25 protein-coding genes are annotated in these 24,998 nt (G+C 59.3%); 7 read left to right on the top strand and 18 right to left on the bottom strand.

Features of this window, described 5'->3' with window-relative positions:
- Nucleotides 1-4 precede the first annotated feature (4 nt).
- The 4 genes from OJJ21_RS14225 to OJJ21_RS14210 all read right to left on the bottom strand — a co-directional run bounded on the left by OJJ21_RS14225 (nt 5) and on the right by OJJ21_RS14210 (nt 3,679).
- Nucleotides 5-721, bottom strand: a complete 717-nt coding sequence (locus OJJ21_RS14225) for a transglutaminase family protein (protein ID WP_297687242.1) — start codon at nt 719-721, stop codon at nt 5-7.
- Between the two features lie 104 nt (nt 722-825).
- A complete protein-coding gene (locus OJJ21_RS14220; RefSeq protein ID WP_297687241.1) occupies nt 826-1,515 on the bottom strand; it encodes an RlmE family RNA methyltransferase in 690 nt (229 codons plus the stop codon).
- Nucleotides 1,512-2,516, bottom strand: a complete 1,005-nt coding sequence (locus OJJ21_RS14215) for a Ppx/GppA phosphatase family protein (protein ID WP_297687240.1) — start codon at nt 2,514-2,516, stop codon at nt 1,512-1,514. The genes OJJ21_RS14220 and OJJ21_RS14215 overlap by 4 nt, the downstream gene beginning before the upstream one ends.
- 209 nt (nt 2,517-2,725) lie before the next feature.
- Nucleotides 2,726-3,679: an Ig-like domain-containing protein gene (locus OJJ21_RS14210; protein ID WP_297687239.1), complete on the bottom strand. Its 954-nt coding sequence runs from the start codon at nt 3,677-3,679 to the stop codon at nt 2,726-2,728.
- A 229-nt stretch (nt 3,680-3,908) separates the two neighbouring features.
- Here OJJ21_RS14210 and OJJ21_RS14205 point away from each other — a divergent pair, with 229 nt between their 5' ends.
- Entirely contained in the window at nt 3,909-4,613 is a 705-nt protein-coding gene (locus OJJ21_RS14205; protein ID WP_297687238.1) for a cytochrome b/b6 domain-containing protein, read from the top strand.
- A gap of 328 nt (nt 4,614-4,941) precedes the next feature.
- On the opposite strand, the gene OJJ21_RS14200 is transcribed toward OJJ21_RS14205, so the two are convergent.
- Nucleotides 4,942-5,493 carry a hypothetical protein gene (locus tag OJJ21_RS14200; protein ID WP_297687237.1) on the bottom strand — a complete coding sequence of 184 codons (552 nt, stop codon included), beginning with the start codon at nt 5,491-5,493 and terminating at the stop codon, nt 4,942-4,944.
- A 186-nt stretch (nt 5,494-5,679) separates the two neighbouring features.
- Between OJJ21_RS14200 and OJJ21_RS14195 the strand changes: the two genes are divergently transcribed.
- Nucleotides 5,680-6,657 carry a TniQ family protein gene (locus tag OJJ21_RS14195; RefSeq protein WP_297687236.1) on the top strand — a complete coding sequence of 326 codons (978 nt, stop codon included), beginning with the start codon at nt 5,680-5,682 and terminating at the stop codon, nt 6,655-6,657.
- A 21-nt stretch (nt 6,658-6,678) separates the two neighbouring features.
- Here the strand turns inward: OJJ21_RS14195 and OJJ21_RS14190 are convergent, their stop codons facing one another.
- The 7 genes from OJJ21_RS14190 to OJJ21_RS14160 all read right to left on the bottom strand — a co-directional run bounded on the left by OJJ21_RS14190 (nt 6,679) and on the right by OJJ21_RS14160 (nt 14,796).
- Entirely contained in the window at nt 6,679-8,097 is a 1,419-nt protein-coding gene (locus OJJ21_RS14190; RefSeq protein WP_297687235.1) for a hypothetical protein, read from the bottom strand.
- 8 nt (nt 8,098-8,105) lie between these two features.
- A complete protein-coding gene (locus OJJ21_RS14185; RefSeq protein ID WP_297687234.1) occupies nt 8,106-10,022 on the bottom strand; it encodes a TniQ family protein in 1,917 nt (638 codons plus the stop codon).
- A gap of 2 nt (nt 10,023-10,024) precedes the next feature.
- The gene (locus tag OJJ21_RS14180; protein ID WP_297687233.1) at nt 10,025-11,095 is read right to left on the bottom strand and encodes a TniB family NTP-binding protein; all 1,071 of its coding nucleotides are present in this window, start codon (nt 11,093-11,095) and stop codon (nt 10,025-10,027) included.
- Nucleotides 11,096-11,159: 64 nt separating this feature from the next.
- On the bottom strand, nt 11,160-13,202 hold the full coding sequence (locus tag OJJ21_RS14175; protein ID WP_297687232.1) for a Mu transposase C-terminal domain-containing protein: 2,043 nt from the start codon (nt 13,200-13,202) through the stop codon (nt 11,160-11,162).
- A 21-nt stretch (nt 13,203-13,223) separates the two neighbouring features.
- Nucleotides 13,224-13,883 carry a TnsA endonuclease N-terminal domain-containing protein gene (locus OJJ21_RS14170; RefSeq protein ID WP_297687231.1) on the bottom strand — a complete coding sequence of 220 codons (660 nt, stop codon included), beginning with the start codon at nt 13,881-13,883 and terminating at the stop codon, nt 13,224-13,226.
- 352 nt (nt 13,884-14,235) lie between these two features.
- Nucleotides 14,236-14,451, bottom strand: a complete 216-nt coding sequence (locus tag OJJ21_RS14165) for a hypothetical protein (protein WP_297687230.1) — start codon at nt 14,449-14,451, stop codon at nt 14,236-14,238.
- A 12-nt stretch (nt 14,452-14,463) separates the two neighbouring features.
- On the bottom strand, nt 14,464-14,796 hold the full coding sequence (locus OJJ21_RS14160; RefSeq protein ID WP_297687229.1) for a hypothetical protein: 333 nt from the start codon (nt 14,794-14,796) through the stop codon (nt 14,464-14,466).
- Nucleotides 14,797-15,558: 762 nt separating this feature from the next.
- Here OJJ21_RS14160 and OJJ21_RS14155 point away from each other — a divergent pair.
- Entirely contained in the window at nt 15,559-16,419 is an 861-nt protein-coding gene (locus OJJ21_RS14155) for a hypothetical protein (protein ID WP_297687228.1), read from the top strand.
- Between the two features lie 132 nt (nt 16,420-16,551).
- Here the strand turns inward: OJJ21_RS14155 and OJJ21_RS14150 are convergent, their stop codons facing one another.
- The 3 genes from OJJ21_RS14150 to OJJ21_RS14140 form a co-directional block, all read right to left on the bottom strand.
- Nucleotides 16,552-17,061, bottom strand: coding sequence for a hypothetical protein (locus OJJ21_RS14150; RefSeq protein WP_297687227.1), 510 nt, complete (start codon nt 17,059-17,061; stop codon nt 16,552-16,554).
- A gap of 46 nt (nt 17,062-17,107) precedes the next feature.
- Nucleotides 17,108-17,344, bottom strand: a complete 237-nt coding sequence (locus OJJ21_RS14145) for a type II toxin-antitoxin system prevent-host-death family antitoxin (RefSeq protein WP_297687226.1) — start codon at nt 17,342-17,344, stop codon at nt 17,108-17,110.
- Nucleotides 17,345-17,533: 189 nt separating this feature from the next.
- A complete protein-coding gene (locus tag OJJ21_RS14140; RefSeq protein WP_297687225.1) occupies nt 17,534-18,031 on the bottom strand; it encodes a hypothetical protein in 498 nt (165 codons plus the stop codon).
- 159 nt (nt 18,032-18,190) lie between these two features.
- Between OJJ21_RS14140 and OJJ21_RS14135 the strand changes: the two genes are divergently transcribed.
- Nucleotides 18,191-18,568, top strand: coding sequence for a helix-turn-helix transcriptional regulator (locus tag OJJ21_RS14135; RefSeq protein ID WP_297687224.1), 378 nt, complete (start codon nt 18,191-18,193; stop codon nt 18,566-18,568).
- Nucleotides 18,569-18,692: 124 nt separating this feature from the next.
- On the opposite strand, the gene OJJ21_RS14130 is transcribed toward OJJ21_RS14135, so the two are convergent.
- From OJJ21_RS14130 to OJJ21_RS14120, 3 genes are all read right to left on the bottom strand, one after another.
- Entirely contained in the window at nt 18,693-19,178 is a 486-nt protein-coding gene (locus tag OJJ21_RS14130; protein WP_297687223.1) for a hypothetical protein, read from the bottom strand.
- A 307-nt stretch (nt 19,179-19,485) separates the two neighbouring features.
- Entirely contained in the window at nt 19,486-22,023 is a 2,538-nt protein-coding gene (locus tag OJJ21_RS14125) for a S8 family peptidase (RefSeq protein WP_297687222.1), read from the bottom strand.
- Nucleotides 21,935-22,999 carry an ATP-binding protein gene (locus tag OJJ21_RS14120; protein WP_297687221.1) on the bottom strand — a complete coding sequence of 355 codons (1,065 nt, stop codon included), beginning with the start codon at nt 22,997-22,999 and terminating at the stop codon, nt 21,935-21,937. Before OJJ21_RS14120 ends, OJJ21_RS14125 begins: the two co-directional genes overlap by 89 nt.
- 559 nt (nt 23,000-23,558) lie before the next feature.
- Between OJJ21_RS14120 and OJJ21_RS14115 the strand changes: the two genes are divergently transcribed.
- The 3 genes from OJJ21_RS14115 to OJJ21_RS14105 all read left to right on the top strand — a co-directional run.
- Nucleotides 23,559-23,912 carry a DUF6634 family protein gene (locus OJJ21_RS14115; protein ID WP_297687220.1) on the top strand — a complete coding sequence of 118 codons (354 nt, stop codon included), beginning with the start codon at nt 23,559-23,561 and terminating at the stop codon, nt 23,910-23,912.
- A gap of 87 nt (nt 23,913-23,999) precedes the next feature.
- Nucleotides 24,000-24,314 carry a hypothetical protein gene (locus OJJ21_RS14110; RefSeq protein WP_297687219.1) on the top strand — a complete coding sequence of 105 codons (315 nt, stop codon included), beginning with the start codon at nt 24,000-24,002 and terminating at the stop codon, nt 24,312-24,314.
- 35 nt (nt 24,315-24,349) lie between these two features.
- Nucleotides 24,350-24,998: metallophosphoesterase (locus tag OJJ21_RS14105; protein WP_297687218.1), on the top strand; the 649-nt coding region annotated here is incomplete at its 3' end.

Genomic DNA, 24,998 nt, shown 5'->3' with positions numbered 1-24,998 from the left:
CTCCTTACGGGGTCTTGTTCTGGGGTTTCTTATTTGATTCAGCGGCGGCCTCGGCGGCGAAATCGCCGCCGGATCGCTTTTCAGTCATCAGATAGGGATAGTGTTTCAGCATGGCGTCGCGCCACTCGCCGAACGGCATGTCGGCGAAGCTGCCGCGGTCGGCCACGTATTCCATATGGCGGCGGTTGTCGGCATCGAAGGGATGGAACACCGAGTCCGTCTCGCCATCGAACTCCAGCGGCAGCACGCGGAATTTCTCACAGAGCTCCAGATTGAAGGCCGGTGTCGCCTTGACCCATTTTCCGTCGAGGAACAGTTCGGTGAAGCCGTGGTAGTAGAAAACATCGGTGCCCATCTGGGCCCGCAGGCGCGCGGTGGCCAGATGGTTCTTCACATCGGCCAGGCCGATGCGCGATGGAATGCCCTCGGCGCGCGCCACGGCGGCCAGCAGGATCGCCTTGTTGACGCAGAAGCCCTTGCCGCGCGCGATCACGCCCGAGGCCCGCATGCCGTCCTGGCTGACTTCGACGCTGTAGGGATCGTAGAGGAAACGGTCGCGCACCGCGTAATAGAGCCGGATCGCCTTGGCCTTGCTGTCCGTTTCATCCCCGACTGCCTCGCGCGCCAGAGCGCGCACGGCCGCATGATCGCTGTCGATAAAGGGGGTGGCGGCAAGGTATGCCGGGTCCACCGCGGGCTCGGAAAGCTCCGGCGCGGTCATTGGCAAGGCGGCTCCTGACTGGGAGTAAGGTATCCTTGCCGCGGAGGATATAGACCGTCTTTCCGGCCCGGTCCAGCCTCAAGAAAGGCAGGGATTCAGGACATTTAGCCGCGGAAGCCGGTGGCGATCACATAACTCTCGGCCGAATCCGCCCGGCTGGCCGGCGGTTTGACATGCCGGACGGTGCGGAAATCCCGCTTCATGGTGTTGAGCAGCTCGTTTTCGGTACCACCGCGCAGCACCTTGGCCAGGAAGCCGCCGCCCGGATTGAGCACACGGATGGCGAAATCCAGCGCCACCTCGCACAGTGCCATGATGCGGATATGGTCGGTCTGGCGATGGCCGGTGGCTGGCGCGGCCATGTCGGAGAAAACGAAGTCGGCCTTGCCGCCCATCGCGTCGATCACCTTCTGGTCGGCGCCCTCGGCGAGAAAATCCTGCAGCAGCAGCGAGGCACCGGGGATCGGGTCGACCGGGTTGATGTCGACACCGAGCACGAAGCCGCCGCCGGCGCCGGGGCCCTTGTCGAGCGACTTTACGCGCTTGACCGCCACCTGGGTCCAGCCGCCGGGTGCCGCGCCGAGATCGACGATGCGCATGCCGGGCTTGAGCAGTTTGTACTTGTCGTCCAGTTCGATCAGCTTGTAGGCGGCACGGCTGCGCCAGCCCTCGGTCTTGGCCGCCGCGACATAGGGGTCGTTGAGCTGGCGCAGCAGCCATTTCGCCTGACCGACACTGCGGCCGCGCGCCGTGCGCACCTTCACCTTGGGCCCGGGTTTGCGCGGTGCGTTCATGACGTCTTCCTGCGCTGCTGCCGCATCAGTTCCACCAGTACGCCCTCGCGCACGCCGCGATCGGCCACGCGCAGCCGGGTTGCCGGCCAGAAGCGATAGAGCGCCTCGAGAATGGCACAGCCCGCCACCACCAGATCGGCGCGTTCCTCGCCGATGCAGGGATACAGCGCGCGTTCCGGCACGCTCTGCGCCGCCAGCCGGCGCGACTGTTCGATCACGGTAGGGAATTCCAGCCAGCAGCCGTCGACATGGCGGCGCTCATAGCGCGGCAGGTTGAGGTGAACGCCGGCCAGGGTGGTGACCGTGCCCGACGTGCCGAGCACCTGGATATGGCCGGTCTTGAGCTGCTGCGACAGATTGTGCCTGGCCTCGAAAGGCTGCAGCGCCTCGGCCACCGTGTCGATCATCTGCGCGTAACTGCCGCTGTGGCTGTCGCCCGGGCCGAAGCGTTCGGTCAGGTTGACCACGCCGAACGGCAGCGAGATCCAGTCGATCACCTCGGTGCGGCCGCCGCCGAGCAGGCGGGCCCAGAGGATTTCGGTCGAGCCGCCGCCGATATCGAAAACGATGGCCTGGCGATGCGGCGCTTCCAGCAGCGGCGCACAGCCGGTCAGCGCCAGCCGCGCCTCTTCCGCCGTCGAGATGATATCGAGGCTGATACCGGTCGCGACTTTCACCTCATGCAGGAATTCGACCCCGTTGGCGGCGCGGCGGCAGGCCTCGGTGGCGACGGCGCGGGCGAAGGCGACATTGCGCCGCGCCATCTTCTCGGAACAGATCTTCAGCGCCTCGATCGTGCGCGCCATCGCCGCATCAGACAGCCGGCCGGACAGGCTGAGGCCCTCGCCCAGCCGCACGATGCGGGAAAACGCCTCGATGACGCGAAAATTCTCGCGCCCAAGCCTGTCGCGATGGGGCCGCGCGATCAGCAGGCGGCAGTTGTTGGTCCCCAGATCGATGGCGGCAAAGACCGGCGCCGGGTCGCCCGGCGCAGCGGACACGCCTGGTATGCCGGCACTACCCTGTCGGGGAAGGGGGGAATCCATGCTCACGAAAACGGTCCTCGATGCGCCCGGCAGGCCGCCCGGCTTCGCGGGCACCCCTCTCGGCGCAATTGGAATTGGCGATCATGGCAAGAGTGTAGCGCGCCCGGGCCGGCGCGGTAAGGGATCAGGACCGGCCCCGGCATACCGGGACCGGCCGTTTCACCTCAGTTCGACTTGCCGGCGGGGCTGGCGGCCGGCTGACCGCCGGACTGACCGTTAGGTTTTGCGCCGGGTACCGCGAAGACCTGGCCGGGATAGATCAGGTCAGGATCGGTGATCTGGGCCTGGTTGGCCCGGTAGATTTCAGTATAGCGCGGTCCCAGGCCGTAAACCTGGCGGGCGATGCGCCACAGGCTGTTGCCGGGCTGCACGATGATGCTGTTGCCGCTGGCGTCGAATTTGACATCCTCCGGCCGCGCGCGGGCAAAAGGCATCTCCAGGCGTGAGGCCACCTTGCCGCCGGCCTGCTCGACCTGGTCGACACGCAGCGAATAGATGCCAGGATCGACCGCCTTGTCGGGCCGGAGCGTCCAGCGTCCCTTGTCGTCGGCCGTGGCGACGCCGATCGGCTCGTTGTTCAGATAAACCTGCACCGTCGAGCCCGGCTGGGCACGACCGGACAGGATCAGGTTGCCGGCCTGGTCGTATTCAATGGCATCGAGCGCGAGCCCCTTGCGGGCGGGATCGAGCGGACCGTCGGGCCGCTGCAGCAGGCGGCTGGCGCCTTTCAGCGGTGTCAGCACGGCAATCGCCTGCTCGCCGCCCTCGCCCGGCTGGCATTCCGGCACCACGGCAACCACCGAGGCCTCGGCCCTGATCGGCTCCTGGCCCTGCATCTGGGATTCCAGCGTGAATTCCTGATTGCCGCGTTCCAGCGGCAGGTCCGGCACCAGCACCCATTCGCCGCGGGTATCGGCCGTCACCCGGCCAAGCTCGCGCTGGCCGGACTTGACCATCACCACCGAACCGGCCATGGCGCGGCCGGCGAAAACCGAGGTGCAGTTGCGGCTGATGCGCACCACATCGAAGCTGGGCGGTGCCTTGGCGACACTGTCCGGCGCCGGCGTGGCTGGCGCGGCCGGCACCGGCGGCGGCGGAATATTGGCCGTCGGTGTCATGCCCCGATTGTTGGAGTCTGCGCCAAAAAAGATCACGGCCAGGATACCCAGGACCGCAGCGGCGAGAAGAATGAAGAAGAAGCGACTGCCCCGCACCCGATTGTCCCGGTTAGCAACATTGTGAACGACGCGTGAGATTAAGTCCTCGCCACAGACGCCGCAACACCTCTAACTTGCCTAGTGTTTGCAAATCCTTACGATTGCGGCGCACAACCCCCAGAGAGTGCCGATGACCATTGAAACGCCCCATTCCGCTTCCGGGTCGCCTGCGGCCAAGCCCGGCTTCGTCCCCATCCGGGTCTGGGATCTGCCGACCCGCCTGTTTCACTGGGGTTTGGTCGCCCTGGTGATCGCCATGGTCTGGACCGGCTGGCAGGGCAAGCTGGACCTGCATATGACCCTGGGCCAGGTGGTGCTCAGCCTGGTGCTGTTCCGCCTGATCTGGGGTTTTGCCGGCAACCGCTACGCCCGGTTCACAGATTTCGTCGCCGGGCCGATGGCCGGCCTGCGCTATCTCGGCACGCTCTTCGGCCGCCCGGGCCCGAAATACATCGGCCATAACCCGGTCGGCGGCTATGCCGTGCTGGCCATGCTGGGGCTGCTGGCCCTGCAGGCCGGCACCGGCCTGTTCACCAGCGACGATATCGTCACCGACGGGCCGCTGTATTCCAAAGTGCCCAGCAGCACCGCTGCCCTGCTGGGTACCCTCCACCGCCGGACGATCTGGGTTCTGGGGGCGGTGATCGCCGTGCATCTGCTGTCCACCGTATTTTACCTGACGGTGAAAAAGGAAAACCTCGTTACCCCGATGGTGACCGGCCGCAAGCATGCTGCCGCTGCGGCGGATGCTGCGGGCGGCCATCCGGCGCTGGCCCTGGCGATCTTCGCTGCCTGCCTCGCCGTCGTCTTCGGCGGGATATCACTGCTGAAATAAAAAAAAGGCGCGGCCCATGGAGCCGTGTGCGTGATCACTTAAAACGGTTGCCACCCCACGTCATGTCAATAACTTAGCCGATTTCGTGCTCACCATTATCGAACACGAATGCCAGCAATTACCTACATTCTCCGCCAGAGCAATCACGATTAGTGACTCCGGCTTTCGCGGTCCCCCCAGCATGGGGGCGGCGAGGGGGACCGTAGGCAATATTCCACTGGCTACGACAGGCGCCCTCGCCACAATCACAAGCCCCACCAACGGCGTTCGGACGGCCAAATCCGCTGGAATTCCAAGCGCTGGCTGGACCACAACAATCCGCCCGTCCTCAGGCAAAGTACGGTTCGTGAACCCGAATACGCACCGCCTCTTCCGCCAATTCCTTGAAAGCATCCCGGAAGGAATAGATCTCCACCGACCTGTAGGCATAACTCGGAACCGCGTCACTGAAGCCATGGCGCTTGGGTATCAAGGTCATTTTCCGGGTCGCATACCAGGACGGCACCAGCGCGAACCCGCGGTCTCTTCCCCACGGCTGGACGATGCCGTGAGCAATTTCATTCCGGCGGCCTGAAAGACCCCTTGCCTTCGCAATCACTGCTCGAAGCCGTTTGGAATCGTCGTCCTCGCCCTTCTCGGCAAAGAAGACCTCAGCAGCTGCTTCAATCATCTGAACGCGACCGGTGAAAGCCACCACGGTGCCGTACGCCCTGCCGACAGCCGAGTTGGGTTCGAATTCGCCGATGAAGCCGCAGACGTCGATGAATATGTTCGCTAGCCACGCTTCGAGATGCTCCCATTGGCTCAGGGCCGCCCCCACCGCGGCAAAGGTGATGTCCTGGGACGCATCGCCTATTTCGAATTTTGGAGCCTCGGCCATCTGTCCCTCCCTCGATTCCGCCAGCTCCAATCCTAGCCCGCGCCACGGGATCGAGCCCCAACTTCCGCCGCCAAAGTTGCAAAATCTTGCCCTTCCACACCCTGAAATCCTTGATATCGTTCCGACCCTCCCCGAAAATCCTTCGGTAAATCAAAGAAACGCTCCCCGAATTCAAAGAAAAGTCCCGTGGCCAACCCGATAGAACCGCTTCCCCTTCGCATCGAAAATCCCGGTCACGACGAAAGCCTGAACAGCTTCATAGGTCGTCTCGGCACCCGGAACGGGGTCTTCAACATCAGTAGCTGGGCATCGAGTACTTTCGGCATCCATTTCGCTCAAGAAACCTATTCCGACGACGCTATTGAGCGAATCTCGGTCGCTTCTGGCATCCCGGCCGCCCGCCTGCAACTGATGCAGGAACACCATTTTATTCTCGGAAATGCCTATGAGGTCGGCGACCGGGTCGCTGAGCCAGCCATTGTGCTCCGGAAGCGGCGGGTCTGCCCTGCCTGCCTGCGCGAGCATGGCTTCACCAAGACCGCTGCCGAGATGCGTTTCGTGCGCATATGCCCCGAACATCGCACACACCTGGTCTGCCATGTTCCCGGCACCGAGGAATTGCTGACATGGAATACCAAGGCGCCAAACATCTGTGGCGACAACATCGACCTCAGCTCTATACAGCAGCAACTGGTCGACCCGGTGTTTCTCGAAGGCCAGACCTATCTGCTCAACGCCATGAACGGCATCGAGCAATTCGAGCCACCGCTCCTCAGGGGCATGAAGCCGCAGGACCTCTGGTTTCTGTTAAGCCGTTTTGGATATTTCGCCCATGTCTCCCGTGGCATCAATCCCGCCGACCCATTCCACCGGCACATCGAACAGCTTCAGCTGGATGGCCCGAAAGACCTGCAGCAACGCACCGACATCAGCGAACTGCAGTTCAGCCTCTTCCTGACCGCAGGCCTGCGCATCCTCTCAGACGACCCCGAAATCTTCGAAGCGGGCGTAACCCATGCGCTTGCCAATCGAGAAACCAAGGCCGTCTACTTTATCGACAGGATTCGGCCCGCCTTCACCCACTGGACGCCCAGGTCGCTGATAGCTGACTGCATTGAGCGCGCCTACGAGGAACGACCGCCGAAGCACGCCCGGCTCGCATGACACACCAGACCGAACTGGCGGTCAGCTCCCCGGAGGGAGCCCGCCTTGGTTATTGTATTTAGACAGCGCCATGCTGACCGCCTGCTCCCACTCCGCATAGAGCTGCTCTGCGTTTTGCGGCACGAATGAGCGGTTCAGCGCGTTTTCGATGTTCTCGCGGGTAAACACTAGGATGCCGAGCTTCTCAGCCTGCTCCAGGTCGGCTGCAACATCGTTCTTGCTCTTTGCGGTTACAATAACCGGCAGGATGCGAATATTGCTGTGGCCGGACGTTTCGAAAGACCGTCGCATCGCTTGCACCCGATCGTAAAGGTTGGCGAGCTTGTTTTCGGCTTTCAGCAGACCGGTCGTGCATTCCACCACGGCAATATTGCCGTTCGGACTGGTGACGATGATATCAGGCGCATCGCTGGTCTTCGTTGCACTCAGGTGCGCAGCACTGAAGCCAAGCAGCCAGACCAGCCAGGAGATTCCGACCTCGAAGTCACGCGCATCTGAGCCGCGAAAGCTATCACGAATCAGGATGTCCCTGAGCTTATCCAGCTGCGGGTCATAGGCATGCAGGGCGGTCCGCCGAGTATTGTGTGTCGTGGTGGGGTCGCTTACCCAGTAATAGCTCTGGGTGTCGCCGCCGTAGATGGCGAAGCACTGCAGTATCGACGCCTTTGGAACATGAATGTGCGCAGTGCCCAGAGTGAAGTCGGGCGCTCTCGTCCACTTCAGGTCCTTGCCCGCAATCTGCATCCTCTCAATCGGGCTTCCCGGCTTCAGTATCCTGACGCCGATGGCCGCATCTTTCTTTTTGAGGCCATGAGCGAGCCGGATGCCGATATCGGCATCTTCATCAATCACCTGCGATGCGCCATTAATCAGTGCGGCGGTGTGCGCGATGACAAGAACATGGACGACACCATTGGCCTGGAGTGTGCCGAGCTGGAATTCGTTCATCAGCTCCTGGATGTTGTCATAGGGCGTCACAGCGGCCCGCAACTCCCAATCCAGCATGGGCTGCCGGATAAATGTCGCCTGCTGCGCGCCGGAGATCTGCAAAGTATTCACCCGACTCTGAGCCTGGAGCGCAGGCGTCCAGAAAGGCGAAAAGTAAGTCAAGCGCGCGTTCGAATAGTCGCCAGGAAATTTCAGTTCGGTACCGTGAACCTTGACCGACCCGGCGAACAGCGCCTCGACGAATTGTCGCGGTGATAGGCCGATGTCTTTGAGGAGACAGTTTCCGGCACGGACATGCTCGGTCGAGAACAGGGTGTAGGGCAGCGAAGGCTTCGCCACATGACGCTGCAACGCTGCCTGCAGCAGAATGAACGCACCCTCGTGCTTCACAGCAATATAGGAGAAAGAGTCGTACTTAAAGGCAGGCTCCAGCGCCTTCACGGCGTCGAAGAAGGCATCGACATTCTTTTGGTCGTGCTCGGGAAGCGCCATATCGTCCATCATGCCAATCGGGAGGGAATGCGCCGCGAGCCAACCGTACCCTGCTCACCGGCCCCGCCGAAATTAGCAGAAAACAGGGAACTGCGCTCCACATCCTGGCGCCGGAACACGAACTGCCGCCCGCCGTCCACGCCCGGCCCCGATACCGGCACGAGACCCTCCGCCACCAACTGCTCTGACGTCCAGCCCCGATAACGCCCCTCGTCCAGCCCGAGTTGCCGCGGAATGACGTAGGCCGCATGGAAGGCCACGATATCGGCATCGCCAACCCGGCGCCCATTCTGTCCAGGAACCCTGCCGCATCCAAGAATCTCCCTGTTCACCAAGTGATAGCCGACCTGCTCCTTCACCCCGAGCTTCACTGCGGCCTCGGGGATGGTGGATGGCCCAGCCGCACGCGCCCGCCGAAATACCCGCTCGTCCAGCAGCAGCGCTGCAAGACCTTCACCCGCGCCATCCCAGCTGCAGTGCTGGAATTCCCGCTTCATTGCAAATGGACTCCAGTCCACTACGGCAAAGCGGCTGTCACTCAGTGCTTTCGACATCGGAACCGCCTTACGCGGTCTACGGTTTCCAACCGTTTCCGCCTTCATCTGAGCCAGCGTCGCGCACACGGCCTTCTTGCTCCAGACGGGTCGCCCAGCAAGTTCAGCCGCCGCTCCACTAGCCGGTTCTAACCAGCCCGCTTTCAAGAAGACCTTCAGCCCGACGCGCGAGCATTTCAGCATTGTACGCAACGTTTTCTCATCGGCGAAGTCAAAGAGATCCATCTGCAGCCGCCACACCGCACGTGCATTGACCAGGATGGGTGCGCCGCCACCCTTCTGGTCATCGCGGATGACATGGCCATGGCGCATCAGGACGTCACGGACCTTTCCATGCGCGCGGCGCAGCGCCTGCTGAGCCTCATCAAGTGTCAGCAGGCTGCCGTCGTCATTTGATACAACCCGCGCTGAGCGCAACGACGCGGCGTATTTGAGGTCGGGATGACGGCTCATCGCATCGGTGAGCACAGCACGGACTTCATCGGAGGTGTCCGCGTGTTTCATCCAGAAAGCCACCGGGCCGAAGGTAAGCTCCAGCCCGTACCGGCGCCCGTTTTGATGGCGACCATCCTGTAGACGGCCAAGACATTCGAATAACCTGTCTGGCCAGCCCAGGCAGATATTGAACCCGCCATTCAGTGTTTGGCCGATTTCGCCATCGCGCAGGCTTGCGATGCGGCGGCGACGTTGGGTCCGACCTGCAGCAACGGTGCCAAGACCGAGCATCAGCTCGATGGCATGCACTGGTGCGAGTTTATCCAAAACTTTCGAACTACTATTCCTGACCGTCCCCTCGATGCGCCCGAGCACATACTTCAGGGCGCGCAGCTCCTGGTCGGGCACTGGAATGGATGCGGAAGTTGAATATGACTTCCCGCAGGGGCAGAAGCCGACGCTGCCGAAGGTCCAGTCAGCGGGGCGCGCGCAATACCGGCAGGCGTCCTGCAGGTACAAACCATGCCGGATGCAGACAGTGGTAATCGTCAGGTCCCAGACGGCTCGATGATGCGCGCCTTCCTTAAGGCAGGCGGGACAAAAGCGTCGATTCTGAAGAGCCAGGTCTTCGCAGCGCAGACTAGTGCCAAAGAAGTCGATGAGGCCGTTCTCGATTGGCCGGTAGGCCATGGCTTCCAGGCTTCCCGCCGGGATGCCGCATCGTGTGTTCAGCCGCGACATGTCACTGGCAGACAGGGCAAGCGCTGAGACCGTCGTGTGCTGGCCACTGCAGTAAGCCAGGAAAGCGATGGGGTCGTTGACTTTGTTCCGCTCCGCCAGTCGCAGGAGAAAGCCCAGAAGGCTCTCGCCCGCGACCGGCGTCGCCGGAAAAGGCAGCCGCGCCAGTTCAGTATTGTCTGTCATGGCGCGGCCCATACTCACGCCGCCTCCTGGTCAGGAAGGATAATCTTTGCCTTCTTGCGGTGCAGGCGGGTCACCCGGCTCGTGTCCTTCTGGGCGACAAAGCCGCTAAGGGCCTGGTCATCCTGGACATCGAAGACGTTGAACCAGTCCGGACGGTCCTCGCGGAACCCTTCGAGCGTGTCCCGCAGCACCTCCCAGTGCAGATACTGGGCGCCCGACACCAACGCCCGTTGCGTGGCGTTGATGATGAAATCCACGGCCTTGCCGAACAGGCCGTCGGAAATCATGTACAGGCGAAGCGCTGTCCGGACGTCACTGAGCGACGACTTGTGGTGCAGGGGAATGTGCACCTCGAACTGTTGGAGCATCGCCCGGAAGGCGTCGCGGTGCTCCTGGTTGTTCCAGTCCAGACGTCCCAACTTCAGCTGCGCGATGGCACGCCGCTTCAGCTCGTGGCAGGAATTGAACAACTCCTCGGCATTCGGCGAACTGCCTGCCAGAACGACGGGACAGATATTGTCGTTCAGGATTGCCTTGAAGTAGTCCGGCGGAATCGCCGACTGGTACCCGGAATTGTGCGCCAGATGCTGAAGTTCATCGAAGATGATGAGCTTCACCCCGCGCTCCCGCATGAAATACAGCATGCGGGATTCCAGCGCCGACTGATTGCCCGAAGTGCCCCTGCCACCGATTGCGCCCAGCGCACGAAGGCAGTGCTCGACCAGCCCCTTGACCGTCGCCTTTGCCGGAATACTCACCTTGAGCACCGGAAGCGTCGTCCGATCGGGAAGGCGAACCGGCAGATGCCGATTAGCGTACCGATTCAGCAGACGGGATTTACCGCCGCCTGGTGGGCCGGTCACGAGCAGCGTCTGTTCGGAGATGCCTTCCGGCGCCCCCGACAGGGCGTGCTCCATCAGCTGGTCGAGCGTGTCGTAAATCCGGTTGGTCCAGTCGGAGTCAATGTAGACGCTCCGAAGCTGCCGGATACGCGCGATACGCTCGTCCCTTGGCACCGCCGCCCCATATTGGGGCGGCGGGTTGGGGTTGTCGTTGGCCGACGAGCCATTGACGGGAGTATTCATGCAGGCCTCATTCGTTGTTGATGGGATGGTTGGTACGCACGCTACGCACTGAACTGGGCTGAACTTATGCCGCCGTCTTCAGGCCGAGCTTGGCCGCGACGACCGAAAGGTCGGTGTCGTCGTTCACCGCAGCAGGCGGCACAGGCGCGGTGTTGGCGGACAGCGGAAGCTCGACCGGAGCCTCCTCAGTCTTATGCACAATGGGCATGCCCTGATTGCCCGACTTGGCCGCTTCCTCGCCCATCGCCGAAAGCAGGCGCTTGGCAAGTTTCTTCTTGCGCTTCATTTCACGCACGGACTCGCGGAACTCTTCGCGGGCCTGCTGGAGCTGACGCACCGTCACACGCTGATGCGCCTTGCGCTTCAGTTTGGCCTGGTTGGTCAGGATTTCGTGCATTTCCAGACGCAGGCCATTGGTGTAGTCCGGGTCGATCGACGGCACCACATGGGTCGTGCCATCCCGCCAGTCCTCGACGACGATCGAACTCATGTCGTCGATGTCGATGCGGATATTCACCTTCGCAGGCTTATCCGGGCGGTTGATCATCTTCCGGAACTCGGGGTCCTTCGAATTGTAGACAAGACCCCGATACTCGATGCCCTTACGGGTCAGAGCGCGCATCGCCGTCAACGTCAGCAGCAGGTTCAGCTGGCTGACATCCGAGGGAAGGCGGACCGAATACTTTTTGGTCGCCTCCTCCCATTTCTCAGCCGGTGACATGCCGATGCCGCGGTGCTCGCGGACCCGGTAAATTTTCCGGACCCACAGATCGAAGGCCGCCAAGAAGTCGGAAAGTGTGCAGACCGCTTCCTCCTCGGCTTTGTAATCGCCACGCTTGATCACATTCGCATGGACATAGCCCGGGATTTTCTGGACCACATCCATGGCGACCGTGCCGAACAGACGCTCGACCTTCCCCTTGTACTGAGGCGTTCGGACCGGCGCTCTGACGACATCGATGCCGAGCGCGTAACAGCCACCATTGAACTGGGCGCTGTCGAATTCTGCACCGTTGTCGACGATGATGGTGTCGGGAACCCCAAACACCGGCCAGGGCGCCTTCGCCTCCCCGTTCTCGTCGCCCTCGCCGTCCTTCGGCGTACAGATGTGCTTGATGCACAAGCCCACCGTATACGCGCTGGGCGCATGGAACCCGATATGGTATCCCGAGATTTCACGGGTGTACCTGTCGAGCCCGAGTGTCAGCCATGGACGACCGAGCACCATATTCCGCTCATCATCGATGAGGATGATGTCGAGCAGATGGTGGTCGATTTCGACCTCACCCAGCGGACGGTCGCCCTGCGGCCCACGCAGCACAGGTTCGTGCAGACGCTTCGCCTCGACGGGACCCCGCTGGGTACGTGTCACGACCTCCTTGTCGATCGACTTCAGCCAGCGGCGCAAGGTAACCAGGCTCGGATACAGCAGAGCCTTGCCATCCTTGGTCCGATAGATGGGATGGATGTCGTCCACCCGCATCTTTTCGACGGCAGTCTCAATCATCGAGTGGACTTCCTTGGCGGATTCAGGCTTCCGCCTCAGAAACTCCCGGTCGATGATGTCCCAGGTCAGGTCGACGACCTCACGGCAGAACCGGCTCTGGGAATTGCCGCGCAGGTGGTAACGGGGGGCCAGCCAGCGGATATTGCTCTGGTCTGGCGTACCGTTACGCCCATACAGCTTCACCCATTCCGACACCCGGCGTGCTGTCGGCACAACTGTATCGCCGATTTCCGCTGCTACCCGGAAGATGATGGGGTCCAGGGCTTCGCTGGTATGGAACAGCGGATTTGCCAGCATCACGGCCCGGACATAGTGCATCCTGCGTTCGGCAGCCGCCTTGGTCTTGTCCGGCAAGGAGGAGAAGTCGGCCATCAGAACCTGACGTTCCTTGTCCGACATCGTGCCCTCCTTGTTGTCCGGCACGCGGATGAGGTCGCCTTCGCGCCAAAGCTTGGCCAGCTCCTCATCGGTCTTCGTCACCATGAATCCGCCGGTGACATGCTCAAGATTGAGCGCGCCCAGTGGCGTCCGGCTGAAGACCTTGAACTGCTCGCCTTCGATTTCGAGCAGCTCGTTACGCGAAAAGTTGATACTCGTCATGCAAGAGCCCCTCCCAGGGCTTTAGGCGTAAGGACGGAAAACCTTGCTGTCGGGTGACAGGGGTGCCGTCTCCAGGTCGATGTTGATGTCCCCCCGGAGAGCGAGCGCATAGAGCTCGCCCAACCGGGAGTCTGGTAGCCGGATGGCTCCCATCAAATCACGCACTGTTACGAGCCGCTGCGTGGTCACGGCTTCCATTACGTCGAGCTCCAGACGCCCCTTCGATTCCACCCGCCGGTAGCGCAGCAATTCTTTCGCATTGCTGAGCCGCGGCTGTCGGCGGATTTCCTTCTCGGTGGCGACATGGAAATCGGCACCGAGTTTGCGACATACGGAATCGATGGCCTCGAATTTCGCCACGTTGTCCAAGCGCTTGGCGTCCTCCTCGTACTTGACCTCCACATACACGCGCCTGCCGTCCCTCCGGTGGACCAGTGCATCGGCTGTGTATGAGCGGGTCTGACCATCCAGCGGATAGTCGATAGGCGGTGGTTGCGGGTGGTACTCCTTCACGTAGTTGTCGGTCTCAAGAACTCGGAAATGGTCCCATTCCAGGAACGACTCCCATTCAAGTGGTCCGTGCATCTTGTCGCTGACAAACCGTCCGACCGGCCGGTGCGGAGCACGCGTCACGATTGGACGTGATGGCTCCGGGCGGCACGGGAACTGTCGCTTCAGCATGGGAAGCACATGCTTCATTCGTTTGGATGGGTTTCGGGCTTCATCCCGCAAATCCATTGCTCGCAGTCTCATAGTGACCTCAGGCTCTGTTTCACTTCGGGTTCTCACTCAGTGAAAAGGCACAAGCCTGCCGACCACGCTGCATAAGCAGCATGTTGGTAATGCCTTGGACCTCCTGAGTGGCGGCTGCCGTTTCTGGCAACCGGCCTTGCAGTGCTACTGCATCAGACCGGACTGCCGCTTATTCGATATGTACACATTCGAAAGCGAAGTCCTCTTCAGGAGTGATGAGTTGGGCTTACCCGACAGCCGGATAACACCGGCCGTCGGGCAAACCATCAGATGTCCAGACCTAGTGGGCGTATTCAGGTGCAGGGCACTTGACCACTCGGCCCTGCAGTGCCATGTCCCACATACTGCTCTCCGGGAAGTACCGGACCTTCCTGGAGCCCCGCTTACGCAGCTTGAGCGCCATGAAGTACCCGCAGTTCACGCGGCCCTGGACGGTGTGATCGACACCGTCGATCGTGAGCTCGTCGTTACGACGAAAACGGCTGTGTGTACGCATGTGGCAGTCTCCTTAGTTATCGTTGCTGGGTTTACGACGGCGGCGGGCGAACGGGTCTTGGCTGAGATCCATCGCCCGGAGGTCACGGCGAGCCAAGTGCCGTGACCGCAGGCCGCGCGTACGCGCCCCTGACATCAGCACCATGCGGAACCCTTCCTTGCTCTGCCGGGCCCGACGTTTCGCACTGGCGCCAGGCCTGTAGTCGTCAAGCTCGACGACCTCGGCCTTCACGTCCCAGAACAGGGCGTCGGGGTAGGACGGCGGGTCCATGTCGTCACCGCCACCACCGGCAGCACCGGCAGTCCGCGGCTTGGCAACAGGCCAAGCTTCTTCGTTCACGCTCAAGAGCGCGTTGCTACTAGTTCGCATACTGGTTGGCCCTCCTTGGGCCTCAGTGTTTCGTTGGCTGGCGGACGCCCACCCGATGTTGGGTGGGCATCACAGCCAATCGAAATTTGATTTTCTGTATTTACGTGGCATGGCGACCATCGTCGGCTTCCTGCGGAAATTGAAACAGAACTTCGTTCTTCGATGGTCGCCCAAGAATGCGCTGTCCGAATTTTGGACAAAGCTTTCCCGTCCGCCGGTTCCACGTCTGAACCCGGCGGGTCTTGGTCGATCGGGAAACTGCCTCACGACCAAGTTTTTGGACCTAACGCACTACTCATTCGCACACTGAACGCACGTCGACGCACGCGGGCTTAAAGCAAGCCCGCACGATCGTAGAGGAGTAGCTCCGTTAAGTTATGTTGGGGATACGATGACCCGTAGCCTGGAGCTGCGTCCAAGCTGCGGTGAGAAGGGTGTGTGAAATGCTCTCGGTCATCATGCGAACACTCTACATAAAGAGAACACAAAAGTCAAGAAAAAAATGAATTAGATGTTGCATTGATGCGTAGAAAGTTGCAGTCCCCACCCCTTTGTCAACTTCGCCCAGTTTTGAGAACACAAATTTGCGATCATGCAGTTTCGTCGCACGGATGAATTTGCGATCGCGAATTTGCAGTTACGATCGGAGGTCCGCGCCGTCTGAACAAAGAAATCCTTTGCCTCTTGCAACGGCACTAAGGATTCTCAAAGGAGAACAAAGATTTTTGGACCGAAAATATGTCGAGCGAGTTGGGCGCCACTTCAAATTCTCCGATCGCAAACAAAGCCCGAACTCGGCCGGATGAGGCGTCTTTAAGAAACTACGATCGGAAAATTCGGTTTGGCCGCCCTCCGGGACGACACAAAAAACATTTTGAACAAATTCTTGCATACTTTGCTGAAAAACAGGGCCCAGCTCGGTCAATAGATCTCATCAATGCCGGTCTCGATCGGGCTGCGATAAAAGAAATGCTGGATGACGGGCGCCTTTGGAGTCCGCTTTACGGTCTCTACTGCCTACCTGGAGACTACGATTCGCTCCATCTCGCGATCGCGGCTATCCGAGCGCACGGACCCGAATTCGCCGTCTGCTTCAACACAGCTGCCGCGTTTCACGGGATTTGCGCCCTGAAAACAGAGGAGCTGTGGCTCGCCCTTCCCGCTGGACGGCGGCTGTCAAAGTCGATTGATGGGTTTGTGCCGATCGCTGTGAACTGGCAGGCCATGCTACCACCCACAGAACCCGACGCGTCGGTTCCGGGAGTAGCGGACGGATACTGGCACGAGGTCATCAGTGACCTGGAGCTGACCGAAAAGCATTTCGGCTTCGATCGTCATATGGTTTACGGGCATGAGGTTCTGGTGACCTCCCCAGCCAGGACGGTCTGCGACCTGCTGGTCTTCCGCAACAGGGTTCTACGCCCCAAGAAAGAGAACGCCACCAGCTTCTCCGATGGGATCGCGTTCGGTGCATTGAAAGCATACGCTGATAGGTATGACCTGGATGAAGTCCGGGAAATGGCTGACCGTCTCGGGTATCGCGAAGAGGTCTTCCCGCTCCTAGATCTCGCGAACCGTTTCATACCTTCCCTTAGGTAAAGGGCGGTGGACTGACAGTATATATATGTGTAGCCGGAGGAATGGGTCGTGGGCGGGGCGTCTATCGGCTGGCCAGCCATTAATTGATTGCCGCCGGCAGGCGAAGCCTGCCGGCCAACGGCCTTTCGGTTTTCAAACCAATCTTTGCTGACGGTCCTGCCCCGGCTCAACCGCCCATATCCCTCGGAAGACGTCAAACAAGCCGGGCAACGGGAAACGCTCATGGACTTCCAGGAAGTGTCGGATGTTGCCGGACACCACGGTCGCCCGATGGCAGATGGCAATTGCGGCTATCCTCAGGTCGTTCCCCAAGGCCAACTTCCCCGCCTTCGGGCCGGTGAACACGAAGTTCCGCAAGGCTGGTGTTTCCCGCATAGCACCGAACAGCAGGGCGGCCTCCGGAGTGTCGGCCAGAATCTGAGGCTGGCCAAACGTGACAATCCGCATCAGCCAGCGATCCAGGAGGGCCGCCCGGTCTGCATCCTGGCGCCGGATATTCTCGATGCCAGCCTTCAGTTCTTCAATGGTCACGGTTGTGGTGGTGATGTCCGCAGGAGCCTGTTCCGCCAGCCAGCTCACGACATTGGGGTCGGGACGCCGTCGGGCCAGCTGACTGATGACGTCGGTATCCAAGACGAACAAGGCCAACGCTCCGGCACATATACCGGAGGCGTCACCTCAGGCCCAACTACTGCGAGCCCTTGATCTCGTCATCCAGCGCATCACCCGCCAGACCAGGGCGTTCCCCGGTCAGCAATGTGATCTTAAGCGAAGGAGCGATCTGGTCGAAATGGGTTTTCGAAATGAGAACGACATCCGAGCCGTCTTCAGACCGGATACGTTGCGGTTCGCCATCCGCCGCGGCTTTTATCAGGTCGGCGAATTGTACTTTTGCGTCGCTGGCGCGCCAGATTTTGGTCGACATGTTTTCTTTCCGATTTCGGAATTCAAAGAAAACACATCCGTTGTGTATCGGATGTCAATCCACAACCATTAGCGCGTTCCCAGAGGTCGTGCCAGTGGTGAATTGAGATCGGCCAACCTTCAATGACAAATGCCTGCCAAGTTTATGTGGCATGTCTCACATTTAGACAATCGCGAAGACGACTATTCTCTACCCATTCAGCGCTGCCGTGAGCTGCTCTTTTGTGGGCTTAGCGGAAAACAGAATCGCCAAGCAGCCCAATCCTCCAAAGAATGTGAGACCGCACGCAACAATCGTGACGGCGACAACCAATCCCATGAGCTCGCCCTTACCACCAAGCAATATGGCTAACACGGCCGGGAGGAACAGAAGCAAGCCGAAAATAAATACTTTGAGGACGGTTTTGCGACCCTTGTTCCATTCATCCCAGGACTCTGCGATACGTCCATCTGAATACTTCATCCCAATGAATGTCGGGCTCGGGTCATTCGTAAAAACGAAGGTCGCTTCCGTGCCGGGAAATGCATGAGAGCGCATGAGTTCTCCTGCACTGACCTGCTTAAGCATAACATCCCGCCCGTTCTCATCTTCGATGCGCCAGAACGTCCAGTTGGTGCGACCGTGCTTACTGGTTTCATATTCGCCCGTGACTTGCAGGGTGCCCTTCACCACTTTGAGCGACGACATCCAGTCTACCTCTTGCCCAAGTTTGTCCCGATTCGCGAGCACGCTTGTCCATCCACTCGCCAATTATGGCATTGAATGCCATTTCTTTGATTTAAATTCAAGAAAATATGGCACTACGCGCCATGTACTATTCCGCCAGGCTTGGCCCATGGTCCGGCCATGCGAGAAAAGGACATCCTCGAAGCTCTGGGGGCCCAAATCCGGGATTACCGGAAGAGCGCCGGGCTAACCCAGCAGCAGCTGGCCGACAAAGCCGGGGTGTCCCTCGACGCCATCGGCAATCTGGAACGAGGCGAGTTCTTCAATTCGGCGCTGACGCTATTCAAGATTGCGCAGGCTCTTGGCCGGAACATGGATGAGTTGTTCGTCGGCGTAACTCGGGTAAAGAAGCGCGGCCCGGAGGCGGCCATTGACCAAGCTGTCGGCCAGTTCCGGGCAATGCTGGAATCCGGCCAAGCCATCGAAGTTGAGGACCTGGCCGCAGTCTTCGACAAAGCCGCCAAAAAACAGCCTAAGGCTCCCAAGAAACGCGGATAACATTACCGTGCGGTAAGATTAGGGGTGGTTAGAAGCCAGTGACGTTGGCGCTTGGCCAGAAACGCCCTCCGGCGACGACATCGCCAGACTTTGACCGTAACACACGGGCAAAGTCAGAGGCATCCTAACGGCCGCGGAAAAGCATCCCGTCGTACTTCTGGTTATTGATGTAGACAGTAGGCTTCGTTCCTTCGACCACAATAATTTTGACGTCCGGGCGGTAAGAGTACGAATAGCTGTAGGTCATGCACTTGAAGATAAGGCCGTTGTCGAACCTATAGGTCTTGTCGAACTCACAGCCTTCGAAGGAATCAGACACTTTGGTCTTTATGACTGAGCCCTTATGCAATCGCCCATTTATTCTCTGTTTGCCAATGGTGATGACCTGTAGGCCTGATGCAATCACTTCCGGCATGAACTCATAGAAGTAATTGTACTCCTGGCACTCAAGGATGCCGCCGCCAAGCAGGGCGTAATACTTCCCGAATTCGCAGCCATCGAACGTACCCTCAATCTGATATCGCTCGGCAGCATTGGCCGCAGACGCCGTCAACCCCAGAGCGACGAGTGCCGCCCCGAAAGTGCGCGTCACCTGAAGTAGCTGGAACATCAGAAGCCGTTCCGCTTTCGATAGGCGCGAACCATGTCGTCGGAGATGTCATTGGGGTAGCAGAGCGGCGCAGCGCCACCCGGGCGGCTGTAAGCACTGCTCCGACCACACTCACGGCCATTGCGCATCAGATTGTAGGGGCACGGGCAATTCCCGCTGTAGCCTCGGAGGGACTCTTGAATTATCCGATCGCGCACCTCGGCATCGCTGAGGGCCGGGGCACTCAATGCGGAAAATGCCACGAAAGCGCAGAAAATAGAAATTAATACTGGCGCAAATACCAAGGCATATGACCGCCACTGGAGCATTATCGCACGCCCGGACGAAGCTGAACGCCGAGGCGTTGACGCACCTGTTCATAAATTTCGTTCACCCCCGGCATCGTGACTGTCACCGCCAGACCGAACGGAACCTCTTCCTCGAAATCATCCCCGTTATCAATTTCGCGCTGGATATTTAGAGTGAAGTCCATATTCGGTATGACAACAGGCGCCTTATCTCCGCTCCATCGGCGAGAGATCAATGTGCCGCGGCGCATCTGATTTTGATCAGGCTGAGGAACACCGGATCCCGAAACGCCAAGACCGGAAACAGCCTCCTTGGGTTCCAATAAATTAAGTCGAACACCTTTATAGGATTGCCGCCCTGGCTGAACTGGCGTGAACCAAGCCAGCGTCGCGCACAGCGCGTGAGGACGAGTCAGGTTCGCGATGCACAGAGGAATAGGGACATCGACAGTAACGGCGTTTTCAAGCCCGATTTGACCGCACGCCCAGAATGTGGCCCTGTCTGCAGCGCACGCAACCGCATCATCTCCATCGACCAATCCGTATCCGATATATCTCCGGACGTTGTCTTTCTGCTTCATGTGCAACTTGTTATCTGCGGGCCCCGCGATGCCGACGATAAAATCTCTTGTTGCTTTCGACCATATCGCAGTGTGGCAAGTGAGTGCTTTAAGCAGAACAGCTCGATGCCTATGCGAAAGGCGAATAAACGCCTCACCATAGGTATCTTCCAAAGCGTCATGAATGCGATGTGCCGTTCGGGAAGCCTGCGCTGCAGCAGCACTGGTCCCGTTTGTGTATCCCTCGCGAGCTAAGTCACCCGCAGCAGGAGGCGATGCCACTCTAATCCCGAAGCTCCTTGTGGCTTGAACTGGCTGCAAGGCAACGGCGGCACCGGTTAAGAAGGGACGCAAGTGCTCGCGGCCTCCAGGAAAAATTACATCCGGTTTCACGGAATTATTGAGCCCCGGTCCCAAGCGGCTGCTTGGATTTGAGGTGTCAAACTCAGGAAACGGGTCAATGAGACCGACCGCTCTCTGCCGATGGATCGGTGGAACATTGTCCTGATTGGCCGCCCCAACGGTCAGGCCATTCAACGTCTCAGCAGGCGAGATAATTCTCCGGTCCGCCTTCAAACCTTCCAACGCTTGCAGAATTCGGTTTTGCCGATGCCGCTGGTCAGCCTCTAACTCTATCGTGGTCCGATATGGCGCCACGTCGAACCTATCGGTGACATTCCCTGCGCTGACTACAAATAAGATGCCGTACTGCCATGCCAACCTATCGAGCAGTCGGGCCCAGCCAGACATTTGCCCGTGGAATGGCCGCCTTAGATTTCCCAGCGAAATATTGACAATAATTACATTGCCACCATCAGATTCAGCAGACCGCAGCGAAGTAACTGCTGTGTAAATCACATCTACGATAAGGCGGTCATCTGGAATGGCCTCCATACCACCATCCCAGCGCAATACTGGGACAGACAGTATTCGGCGTGGAAGCGGCTGCTCCGCACGATATCTGTCCCCCAGCGCGATAGCCGATGCCATCGCCGTGCCATGAGTGCGGTTAATTACTTGCGTTTCCTCCTCCAAGCCCAACGGGTCTTCGACGAGTAGACGCCCATTCAGAAGCGGATGGTTTGCGATAGGCACACCATCCAAGACGGCAAGGATCGGCGCCCCAGCGGGAACCGCCGCGTTGATTTGCTCTACTTCATCTTGGTCAGCGACCTGAATTGACGATGCCAAGCTTTGTGGGCGAATGTGCATTACTGCTGTCTCGCCTGCGAGGCCGTCCTCTTCGCGGTCGACGATTCCCTGAACGACAATTACAGGCAGATCAGCGAGAATGGCATGATAAGCGATATCGTCGCGACGGAAGGATGATACTGCTTCTCCGTCGCGGTCCGTGATCGCTCTCCGCAGGTCCTGCTCCATCTGCGTGCCAACATCCGGATTGCGCCGGTAAACCAGTTCAATCTCAACCCGAATACGTTCATCATCGTCCAAATTCTCGATGATGTTCTCAAGGACAGATCGCTCCCAGTCCGCAACACGGTCATCTGGCCCCCAGCGCCGCAAATCCTGAAGTGTCTCAAAGACGTGGCGCCACGGCGCATTTCCAATTCCGAGCTCCTCGTTCCGCTGCCATTTGTCCCAGAGGGAGAGGATTTGTCGGAGTGCCGCAACATCCGGGACGAGCATATATGCGACGGGCTTGCGGCCGTCTGCGTCCGGATCAAGTTCGTCTACGTCAATGAAGTCTAAGCCTGGTACTTGGTTGATGGCGCGCGCCAAATCCTGAACGGATTCTCTGACGACAAACACCAATAAGGTTTCTGGCGCCAACGCAGCCGGGTCTCTACGCAGTTCCAGGGCAGCTGGATCTCGCGCAAGCACTTCTTTCAATCGATTGAACAGAGGGCCGAAATTTTCAGCCTGTCGACGACGGTTGAAGCCCGCGGCCTTAGGCGGTCGGCCGCCTTTTCCTATCCGACGCTTTCCGTTTGGTTGTACTTCCAGACGGAGCAGCGGTTTTGTTGGATCGCTCGCCATTGCCTGCAATAGGTTTTACGCGCGATGCCCACAATTCCATCTCGGTCTTAAGAGCAACGTCGACGTGTGTTTCCCCCAGGCCGAGTATACTGCGTCGACGTACATTTTGAAGGAAATCTAGCGTTTCCGCGAAACTAGTATTTCCAAGCTGGGTTGCAATTTGGTTCGCAGCGACTTTCGGTCTCTCCGGCCAGCGAGAAATCTGCCTATCTACATATTCTGCAAGGACTTTCTGGTCAGGTTGCGGAAGCTGAAGTCGAACTTCAAACCGCCGCCATACGGCGCGGTCGAGTAATTCCGCATGATTAGTGGCTGCAATAGCAACTACATAGCTAGGTAGCTGGTCGAGCTGCATGAGCAGAAATGAAACGACCCGCTTGATTTCCCCAGTCTCATGCTCATCGCCACGCTCTTTACCAATTGCGTCGAACTCATCAAAGAAGAGGACACATGGTTGAGTACGGACGTAGTCAAATAGACGACGAAGCCTCGTGTTCGTCTCTCCGAGGAAACTTCCAACGATCACATCGTAGCGGATGACAAACAGAGGGAGCGCCAACGCCTCGGCGATCGCCTCGGCGTATGACGTCTTACCATTACCTGGCGGCCCCGATAGCAAAACCCGATGCCTAGGCTCCATCCCGTGAGCACGCAAGACTGTAGCGCGCCGGTGCTCTTCAATTAGCTGATCAGCAGTGCGGCGTGCCGGAAGCGGAAGAATAAGGTCGTCGAGTGAAACCTGTGGGTCCCGCTCCAAAATCGCTTCGCGCCCTGCATTATTCACTGAATGAGAAGTCACCAGCGAAGGCGGAGATACCGCAACCGTGTTCAGCGCTTTCTGCAGGCGATCTGCCAGTCCGTGATGGCTCTTTGCACGCTCATCCGCGACCATAGCCTCTACGGTAGATTTCAAAGTCTCCCTGTCACCAGCTGCGCTGGCTTTTACCAAGGAGATGAGTAGGTCGCTTCTCGCCATGTCAGAAAGTTGCTTTTTAATAGACTCGTTAAGGATGCCCAAGAGTACCAAAACGCAATCACTAGCGTCTCTTGAATCAGGCTGGCCTTGTGAATGCCGGGGATAACGGCCCTGGCCGCCACAAGGCCCTCAACATTCCAATGCCGCTCAAAATTCGCGAGTGACCGTTTGGGGTCGCGAACATCGCCGAATCACTCAGAGCACCCTGCGCTGTGTTCGGTTACCAACGTCTAAAACACGAGCGATTCCAATGCCCCATTCATCCGTCGGCGTCGGCAAATGCCTCGCCTGAAAATACCATGAGAAACAAGTTGACCGAATCTTATTTTTCTGTTTTGTTCTCTTCTATGAGAAAGATTGCTGAATACTGCAGAACATTGGGGGAGACCTACGGTCCTCTCTGCACTGCTCTGGGCACCTCCCAGTCCCGAATACCGAGCTGAGCCAGCCTCAGCCGACGGCCATTTTCTGCCTACACCCTGAGACTGCGCTCACCCTGAACCGCCCGCCGGAATTTCGACGGCTGGCCGACAGCAATCCCCATCTCAGGGACATCTTCATGTACCGCTACACTGATGAAGGCCTGGACAGGCCTACGACGAATGACATCCGTAAGCTGCGCTCCCTGGCCGACGACTTGGAGCGCCTGCTCCAATGGACTGCGCCCACCGAAGCAGATCTGACCCACGCGCCAGAACTGACTGACTATTGGGTCGATACACGTCCGATGTACTGCCTGAAGGGCGTCGTCAAGAACCACCCTCGCATCACGAGCCCAATGGCGACGACTAGTGACTTGTGGGTCTTCGCCCCCGGCCTGGGCTGGGCGAGGACCTACAGCCGCTGGTATCGGCTGAAGTCACCGCTGGAATTCCCACCGCGCATCACTTTCGACATTGGCGGTGCCCCTTGATTGCCGTCCCCGTAAACCCTCGCCTTGAAGGCCGAATACGGCGCTGACCTCCCAGTCAGCTCCGTCAGCCACAACCAAGGTGACACCATGATTTCGCTCGATCGCCAGATGAATGGCGACCTTCAGCACACTATTGCTCTTGTCGATGCATTGGCGCGGGACCTGAAAGCCATCCACGCCGGTCGCCAACCGCAGGGCCTGTCGACTGCGCCTGTTCTCGACAACGTGGTCCTGAGCAAGCGGGTATTACCGTGTCTGACCGGCCATCTCGTTCAGGCCGGACCGTATAGCGCTGTCGTCAAGACCAGCGAGTTGTGGGTCGCGAACTGGGACCGCGGCTGGGTCCGAGCGTTAAACGGCTTCTACCGTCTGAACCGCGCGCTCGACCTGAAGACGCGGTGAGCGCGATGCCGAACCGGAACATGAAGATTGCGCTCATGAGCGACCTCCATCTGGAATTCGAGAAAGTCTCTGATGGCATCAGGCTGCTTCCGGAACCAGCCCACCCCGCGCACGCCATCGAAGGTTTCTACGGGCGCAAATACATGTTGGGCCCGGACCTTCGGCCATTGAAGGCAGCGCGCCCCGATATGGTCATCCTAGCCGGTGATATCGCGCTGGGCGCCGCGGCAAGGGCATATGCGAATGCCGTGGCACGCTACCTTGAGACGCCCGTCGTCTTTCTGCCGGGCAACCATGAATTCTACGGCTCGACAATCGAGTGGGTGACACTGGCGTTATCAGAGCGCGCTGGTCGGGCTGTTTTCGCAGACAACACCGTTCTAAACGAGAACAGGTTTGGCATCCGTTTCCTGTTCACGACGCTGTGGACAGGCTTCGACAACAATCCACCCATGCTGAATGACTTCCGCACCATTGGCTATCGCGGAAAATATCTTCAACCACGGGATACCCAGCAGTTCCACAAAGACTCAGTCGCCTGGCTGGATAAGCAGCTCTCCACGCCTTGGGGCGGCAAAACTGTCGTCGTGACCCACCATGCTCCGAGCATGCGCCAAGAGCTGCTGAATCCCCAATACGAGGTCACCAACTTTACCAAGGCATTCCATGCCGAGCTGGATGACT

It is taken from the genome of Ferrovibrio sp., assembly GCF_025869515.1.
In the GTDB taxonomy this organism is placed as follows: domain Bacteria; phylum Pseudomonadota; class Alphaproteobacteria; order Ferrovibrionales; family Ferrovibrionaceae; genus Ferrovibrio.
The sequence above is the reverse complement of the archived record's forward strand: the minus strand, read 5'-3'. Positions and strand labels throughout refer to the sequence as shown.

Coding starts and splice junctions, on each gene's coding strand:
- OJJ21_RS14225 (WP_297687242.1), bottom strand. CDS start 721: ATGACCGCGCCGGAGCTTTCCGAGCCCGCGGTGGACCCGGCATACCTT.
- OJJ21_RS14220 (WP_297687241.1), bottom strand. CDS start 1,515: ATGAACGCACCGCGCAAACCCGGGCCCAAGGTGAAGGTGCGCACGGCG.
- OJJ21_RS14210 (WP_297687239.1), bottom strand. CDS start 3,679: ATGACACCGACGGCCAATATTCCGCCGCCGCCGGTGCCGGCCGCGCCA.
- OJJ21_RS14205 (WP_297687238.1), top strand. CDS start 3,909: ATGACCATTGAAACGCCCCATTCCGCTTCCGGGTCGCCTGCGGCCAAG.
- OJJ21_RS14200 (WP_297687237.1), bottom strand. CDS start 5,493: ATGGCCGAGGCTCCAAAATTCGAAATAGGCGATGCGTCCCAGGACATC.
- OJJ21_RS14190 (WP_297687235.1), bottom strand. CDS start 8,097: ATGGCGCTTCCCGAGCACGACCAAAAGAATGTCGATGCCTTCTTCGAC.
- OJJ21_RS14185 (WP_297687234.1), bottom strand. CDS start 10,022: ATGGGCCGCGCCATGACAGACAATACTGAACTGGCGCGGCTGCCTTTT.
- OJJ21_RS14180 (WP_297687233.1), bottom strand. CDS start 11,095: ATGAATACTCCCGTCAATGGCTCGTCGGCCAACGACAACCCCAACCCG.
- OJJ21_RS14175 (WP_297687232.1), bottom strand. CDS start 13,202: ATGACGAGTATCAACTTTTCGCGTAACGAGCTGCTCGAAATCGAAGGC.
- OJJ21_RS14170 (WP_297687231.1), bottom strand. CDS start 13,883: ATGCTGAAGCGACAGTTCCCGTGCCGCCCGGAGCCATCACGTCCAATC.
- OJJ21_RS14165 (WP_297687230.1), bottom strand. CDS start 14,451: ATGCGTACACACAGCCGTTTTCGTCGTAACGACGAGCTCACGATCGAC.
- OJJ21_RS14155 (WP_297687228.1), top strand. CDS start 15,559: ATGTCGAGCGAGTTGGGCGCCACTTCAAATTCTCCGATCGCAAACAAA.
- OJJ21_RS14145 (WP_297687226.1), bottom strand. CDS start 17,344: ATGTCGACCAAAATCTGGCGCGCCAGCGACGCAAAAGTACAATTCGCC.
- OJJ21_RS14140 (WP_297687225.1), bottom strand. CDS start 18,031: ATGTCGTCGCTCAAAGTGGTGAAGGGCACCCTGCAAGTCACGGGCGAA.
- OJJ21_RS14135 (WP_297687224.1), top strand. CDS start 18,191: ATGCGAGAAAAGGACATCCTCGAAGCTCTGGGGGCCCAAATCCGGGAT.
- OJJ21_RS14130 (WP_297687223.1), bottom strand. CDS start 19,178: ATGTTCCAGCTACTTCAGGTGACGCGCACTTTCGGGGCGGCACTCGTC.
- OJJ21_RS14125 (WP_297687222.1), bottom strand. CDS start 22,023: ATGGCGAGCGATCCAACAAAACCGCTGCTCCGTCTGGAAGTACAACCA.
- OJJ21_RS14120 (WP_297687221.1), bottom strand. CDS start 22,999: ATGGCGAGAAGCGACCTACTCATCTCCTTGGTAAAAGCCAGCGCAGCT.
- OJJ21_RS14115 (WP_297687220.1), top strand. CDS start 23,559: ATGTACCGCTACACTGATGAAGGCCTGGACAGGCCTACGACGAATGAC.
- OJJ21_RS14110 (WP_297687219.1), top strand. CDS start 24,000: ATGATTTCGCTCGATCGCCAGATGAATGGCGACCTTCAGCACACTATT.